This window comes from Nocardia sp. NPDC004722 (assembly GCF_053601505.1).
Genome location: NZ_JBSGBY010000118.1, coordinates 1 through 4,604, shown reverse-complemented (window position 1 = coordinate 4,604; position 4,604 = coordinate 1). Strand labels below are relative to the sequence as shown.

The window sequence follows — 4,604 nt, the reverse complement described above, 5'->3', positions numbered from 1 at the left end:
GTGCGGTCCGGACCGCAGGGACCACGGGTCGCGGCGATCTTCGACTTCGGCGGCACCGTGGTGAACGGATTCAACCCGCCACCCTGGCCACGACGGCTGCTGCGGCGCAGCAGCACCCAGGGCGCGCTCACCGCCGGACTGCTGGGCAGCATTCGCGGCGCCCGCAGCGAAGGCGAATACGAGCGGTTCCTGCAGAACGTCATGTACGGCTGGGCGGGCGTCGAGGAATCCGAGCTGGAGGCGCTCGGCCGGGAGATCTTCGCGCACAGCGTGTACGGGCACATCTACCCCGAAGCCTGGCGGCTGGTGCGCGAGCACGAGGCCGCCGGGCACACCCTGGTGCTGGTCAGCTCGGTCACCCGCTATCAGGTGCGGCCGGTCGCCGACGAACTCGGGATCCCGCACATCCTGTGCACGACAATGGCCGTCCAAGACGGCGTGCTCACCGGGCACGTCGAAGGAAAGCCGCTGTGGCGCAACGGTAAAGCCGACGCGGTCCGCCGCTTCGCCATCGCCCACGACCTCGACCTGACCCAGAGCTGGGCGTACGCCGACAGCGCCGCCGACCTGCCACTGCTGCAGACCGCCGGACACCCGGTCGCGGTCAACCCGGACCCGCGAGTGGTTCTGGAAGCCGCCGAAAAGGATTGGCCGGTCCTGCATTTCCGGCCCCGCCAGTCACCCCGGGCCCTCGACTACGTCCGCACCCTGGCGGGCCTGACCGGATTGCTCGGCGGGGCGCTGTTCGGCGTCGCCGCCAAGGCCCACACCAAACAGCGCCGCCAGATGGCGGATTCGATGATGACCCACGCCGCGGACTCGACCCTGCGCGGCACCGGGGTGAAGGTCCGCGTGATCGGGGCCGAACACACCCGAGCCCCGCGCCCCGCGGTGTTCGTCTTCAACCACCAGAGCCAATTCGACATCGTGGTGCTCGCGGAGGTGCTCGGCACCGGCTTCACCGGCGTCGCCAAGCGGGAGATCACCAAGAACCCGATCTTCGGTCCCCTCATGCGCTTCGTCGAGGTGACCTTCATCGACCGCGCGAACACGGCGGCCGCCAAGGCCGCCCTGGAACCGGTGGTCGAAACGCTGCGCGGCGGACTGTCGGTGGTGATCGCGCCGGAGGGCACCCGCTCGCTCACCCCGCGCGTCGGCCCGTTCAAGAAGGGCGCGTTCCACATCGCCATCCAGGCCGGGGTGCCGATCATCCCGGTGGTGATCCGCAATGCCGGTGAAATCGCCTGGCGCAATTCGGCCGTCATCCGCAAGGGCCGGGTGGACGTGGCAGTGCTACCGCCGATCGATGTCGGCGAGTGGGACCCGGCCGATCTGGACGCGCATGTAGAGCAGGTCCGTCAACTGTTCGTCGACACCCTGCTCCACTGGCCCGAAAACTAGACGGACTTCCCGAACAACAGCTTCCACGGCATGGCCGCGGACTCCAGCTGCACCTTCAGGCTCATCTTGGACGCGCCCAGCGTGCGCTCCTCGAAGCGGATCGGCACCTCGGCGATGCTGATGCCCTTCTTGACCGTCCGGTAGTTCATCTCGACCTGGAACGAGTAGCCGTTCGACTTGATCGAGGCCACATCGATGGCGCGCAGCGTATCCGCCTTCCACGCCTTGAATCCCGCGGTCGCGTCCTTGACGCCCAGGCGCAGAATCATGTTCACGTAGAAGTTGGCCCACGCGGAGAGCGCCTTGCGGTACCACTTCCACTCCGCGGCGGTGGAACCGCCGGGGACGTAACGGGATCCGAGCACCACGCCGGCGTCGGTGGACTCCAGCTTGTCCAGCATGGCCGGAATCACCTCGGCCGGATGCGACAGGTCGGCGTCCATCTGGATGACGACGTCCGCGCCCTCGTCCAGCGCCTTGGTGATGCCCGCGATGTAGGCGCGGCCCAGGCCGTCCTTCTCGGTGCGATGCAGGACGCTCACCACGTTCGGCAGATCGGCGGCCAGCTTGTCGGCCACCTCACCGGTGCCGTCGGGCGAATTGTCGTCCACCACCAGCACGTGCAGGTCTGCCACCGGTAGCGCGGTCAGGCGCTCCACCGCCACCGGCAGGTTCTCCCGCTCGTTGTAGGTCGGCACCACCACGGTGACCTTCAAGGCTTACCCTCCCGCTTGGTCGTTTTCTGGCACCGAAACCGTACCTGGTCCACCTGAGTGCCTCGTGAGCGCACCGAGCCGGCACCCTCACCCCCATCACCCAGGCGTCAGGAGTCTTCCTCGTCCGAGCGCCTATTGCGTTCTCGCACAATATCCAACGCCCGCTCGGCTGTCGCCTTATCGGGGTAGGGGCCCATCCGCTCGGCGAACCAATGCTGCTTACCTTGCTCGGCGCGGTGATGCTTCAGGCAGTAGTACCACTGATCGTCAGCCATGAATCCAGCATGGCACCAAGATCATAAGGAGCGGCCCGGAAACACGCGAAGAACCCCGGAACGCCGAAAGACCCCGTCCAATGGACGGGGTCTCCCGGAAACTGTGGCCAAGGCCGGGATCGAACCGGCGACCTTCCGCTTTTCAGGCGGACGCTCGTACCAACTGAGCTACCTGGCCGAAAGGCACCCGATTCGAATGCCAAACTTTGTACCCACTTCCCGCTGGTGCGAGAAGGTCTTGCGACCCTGACGGGACTCGAACCCGCGACCTCCGCCGTGACAGGGCGGCGCGCTAACCAACTGCGCCACAGGGCCTTGCTATTTGCTCCTACAACGATGCTTCCACCGTTGTACCCCCTACGGGATTCGAACCCGCGCTACCGCCTTGAAAGGGCGGCGTCCTAGGCCGCTAGACGAAGGGGGCCCGCCGGATTTCTCCGGACCGTTTGCTCAACGGCTTCCGTTGGGAGCGGAGATAGCTTATGACAGGCTCCGCGTTATTCCCAAATCAGCTGGTCAGAGTCCCAAGTTGAGATCTTCGAGCTTCGCGGACACCCGCCAGCCGACGCGCCGGAACTCCTCGGTCCACTCGGGGGTCGCGGTGGCATCCACGATCACCTCGAGCGCCTCGGCGAACCGGGCGCGCAGATCCACCGGACCCGCCAGCACATCGGCGATATAACGCTGACCCGCCAGCGCGGCGGCCAGGGTCCGGGTGAAGCGGTCCGGGTCGGCGTCGGCGCGCAATTGCTTGTGCTCCGTGGCCTTCACGGCGAGCTGGCGAATGGCACGGCCCAGAATGCGACCGCCGCCGGCTTGAATATCTCGATAGAACTCGGGCTCGATGATGAGCCGGAACTCGGCTTGGATGATGATGTCGTTCTCCAGCCGCAGCGCGATCTCGTCGATCATGCCGTGCAGCACGTCGAGTGGACCGAGATCGGTTCTGGCGAGCCACCTTTCGGTGGATACCCGATAGCGGTCGACCGCCGCCTCCAGCACCGCGCGCGCCAGGTCCTCCTTGGAGTCGAAGTGAAAGTACATGGCCCCCTTGGTCGCCCGGGAACCTTCCAATATGCGGTTGAGCGATGCAGCGGCATAGCCGCTCTTCCCGAACTCAACGGCGGCGGACCTGATGATCGCCGCGCGTGTCCGGCGGGCCCGCTCCTGTTGCCGTGCCATGCTCGAAACGCCTCCGAAGCTAGCTAACCGTCGCCGACCGGTTCCCCGGCCTCGACGCAAAGTTACGTGTCTTTCAAATACTTCAAATGGGGCTTCGCCCCGAATTACCAAACCTTTGGTACGAAAAAGCGCGAAAAACTTGAAACACACCAACTGGTATAGTTTTTCCCGCCCGGGTGCACCGCAGGGGGTGCGCACCCGGGCGATCACGTCGTATCGGTCCGCCTCCCCGCAGCTTCATGTGATGGAGCCGCGATCGGCCTGACCGGTCGCGACACGTTCGGGCACATCAACGATAAGCCGAATCCCGTGCCGCCGGGGCAATCCCGGTTCTTCGGGAATTCACCAGTCGGTCACCGTACCCGGTAAGCGCACCCAGCGTGAGGTGTACCGGAGAGTCAGTTAGCCAGCACACCCCCTATCGAAAACCGCAATTTCCCAGCAATCGTATGGACGTTTGGCCCGAAACGACGAATTCGCCCATATCCCATCGATGTTCGGCAGTTCGATCACTGCCGTATGCGACATCCGCTCTGACACCGCATCACCGAGCGGCCGCCGCCCCCGCGTCCGCGAAGGCGCCGACCCGCCTGCACCCCCCACCCCAAAAAGCTTGCCACGCATCACCATTGGATGATATTCGCACTCCGGCCCGGCGAAACAAACTGAGTGGCAAGGCGATTGCCGGACCCCGCGATCCCGGCAATCAGCGCCCGCTCACCCGGAGCCGTCGAATCGATCGGGTGGTGGACATCCCCGCGTCGGCGGGCGCGACAGCACCACACCACCTCCGCACCCCACCCACACTCCGCGCCGACCCTGACCGTCCCCCGGGTCCACCTACTCGCGGTGCCGCACCGACCGGTCCGCACCCTCACAGCGCCACATCGTCCCCCCAAACCCACCCCCGCGACTCCCCAAGCGAACCCGATCGGCACGACCCGTCACCCCAACGGCACATCGCGTCATCCGCTCGCCCCGCCCCGCGTCGCCCCCGGCCCGGCCACCGCGTCGCCCCCGGCCCGGCCAC

4 protein-coding genes and 3 tRNA genes are annotated in these 4,604 nt (G+C 66.2%); 1 reads left to right on the top strand and 6 read right to left on the bottom strand.

Features of this window, described 5'->3' with window-relative positions:
• Positions 1 to 1,401, top strand: a 1,401-nt coding sequence (locus ACWELQ_RS14450; protein ID WP_452397502.1) for an HAD-IB family hydrolase, incomplete at its 5' end; no start/stop codon positions are given.
• On the opposite strand, the gene ACWELQ_RS14445 is transcribed toward ACWELQ_RS14450, so the two are convergent.
• From ACWELQ_RS14445 to ACWELQ_RS14420, 6 genes are all read right to left on the bottom strand, one after another.
• Complete coding sequence (locus ACWELQ_RS14445; RefSeq protein ID WP_452397513.1) at positions 1,398 to 2,099, bottom strand: polyprenol monophosphomannose synthase; 702 nt, start codon at positions 2,097 to 2,099, stop codon at positions 1,398 to 1,400. The genes ACWELQ_RS14450 and ACWELQ_RS14445 overlap by 4 nt on opposite strands.
• A 125-nt stretch (positions 2,100 to 2,224) precedes the next feature.
• Entirely contained in the window at positions 2,225 to 2,392 is a 168-nt protein-coding gene (locus ACWELQ_RS14440; protein ID WP_369637452.1) for a hypothetical protein, read from the bottom strand.
• Between the two features lie 104 nt (positions 2,393 to 2,496).
• Positions 2,497 to 2,570 (bottom strand) — tRNA-Phe (locus tag ACWELQ_RS14435).
• Positions 2,571 to 2,633: 63 nt separating this feature from the next.
• Positions 2,634 to 2,707 (bottom strand) — tRNA-Asp (locus tag ACWELQ_RS14430).
• A 36-nt stretch (positions 2,708 to 2,743) separates the two neighbouring features.
• Positions 2,744 to 2,816, bottom strand: a tRNA-Glu gene (locus ACWELQ_RS14425).
• A gap of 92 nt (positions 2,817 to 2,908) precedes the next feature.
• Positions 2,909 to 3,574 (bottom strand): TetR family transcriptional regulator, encoded by a 666-nt coding sequence (locus tag ACWELQ_RS14420; protein ID WP_452397512.1) that lies wholly within the window; start codon positions 3,572 to 3,574, stop codon positions 2,909 to 2,911.
• Positions 3,575 to 4,604: the final 1,030 nt, after the last annotated feature.

Coding starts and splice junctions, on each gene's coding strand:
- ACWELQ_RS14420 (WP_452397512.1), bottom strand. CDS start 3,574: ATGGCACGGCAACAGGAGCGGGCCCGCCGGACACGCGCGGCGATCATC.
- ACWELQ_RS14440 (WP_369637452.1), bottom strand. CDS start 2,392: ATGGCTGACGATCAGTGGTACTACTGCCTGAAGCATCACCGCGCCGAG.